A 1,039-nucleotide genomic window follows, 5' to 3' on the forward strand; every position below is an offset into this window, starting at 1 on the left:
GGCGCGCCACGGGTCAAGATGCACTAGGCCTGGACGAAGTCCGGGCCCGCGCCTTTAGACGCGAGCCCGGGGCCCGTGGGTTATACCCTAAGAGCAAACCACCCTTTTTAAGGGTGGTTCTGATTGCACCGCGGGAAAGCGTTTTATTGCACGTTGGGCGGGCTTGCAAACCGTTCGGACGCTAAAACGAACCGCCCGTGCCTTCGCATTGCCGAGGGTGTTCATAAGCTGATAGTATGGGCTTACTTATTACAACGTGCGCCGCGTCTGGGAAGCGCAGTGCCGCTCATTGGGAGGAACAACATGAAAAAGAAGCTGCTGCTTGCACCCCTCATGGCCGTCTTGGTTGCATGTGTGGTCGTGCTTTCCGGCTGTGGAGGTCCTTCGGTTGAGGAGCTCATCACCGAGGATCTTACGACGCAGTTTGACGAGGTCAAGAACGGTGGCGACGACTTCCTCTCTGGTCTGGAGGAGGCTTCGGGCGACGAGTTCGAGCAGCTGGGTATCGATCCCAAGGAGTATGCCAAGACCTATCTCGAGGGCTTTGACTACAAGATCGGCGACGTGACGGTCGACGAAGACAAGGGTGTCGCGACCGCCGAGGTCTCTATCACATGCAAGTCTATGAACAAGATTGTCGAGGACTTCTCCACCCAGTATCAGGAGAAGGTCGCTGCGCTTGACACGGTTCCTTCCGATGACGAGCTGTACAAGATGGCCGGTCAGGTTATGGTCGATGTGACCAAGGCCACCGAGCCCAGGAAGACCACGGTTATCTTCAAGTACACCTGCAACGACGACGGCGAGTGGTCTGCCGACGACTCCGTCAACTCCGAGATGATGGATGCAATGCTGAGCTAGGGGGTTACGCGGTAGTTCGTTACGGCGTTTTACCAAACGCCGTAACCACTTGACGCTGCAAGCCCGCCAGGGCGGCAATCTGCCTTTCAACTTCGGCGGCATGACCAGAAGGTCAATGCCGCCTCGTTTCAAGGCACCTTGCTCGCTCTGGCGGGCTTTCGCTCATATGACCCAATCC

1 protein-coding gene is annotated in these 1,039 nt (G+C 57.3%); it reads left to right on the forward strand.

Translation table 11 applies throughout. The features are described from left to right. Window positions 1–303: 303 nt before the first annotated feature. Window positions 304–861 carry a hypothetical protein gene (locus AAAX77_RS09805; RefSeq protein WP_035136614.1) on the forward strand — a complete coding sequence of 186 codons (558 nt, stop codon included), beginning with the start codon at window positions 304–306 and terminating at the stop codon, window positions 859–861. Window positions 862–1,039 lie beyond the last annotated feature (178 nt).

This window comes from Collinsella sp. CLA-ER-H6 (genome assembly GCF_040092305.1).
Classification (GTDB): Bacteria; Actinomycetota; Coriobacteriia; order Coriobacteriales; family Coriobacteriaceae; genus Collinsella.

Coding starts and splice junctions, on each gene's coding strand:
- AAAX77_RS09805 (WP_035136614.1), top strand. CDS start 304: ATGAAAAAGAAGCTGCTGCTTGCACCCCTCATGGCCGTCTTGGTTGCA.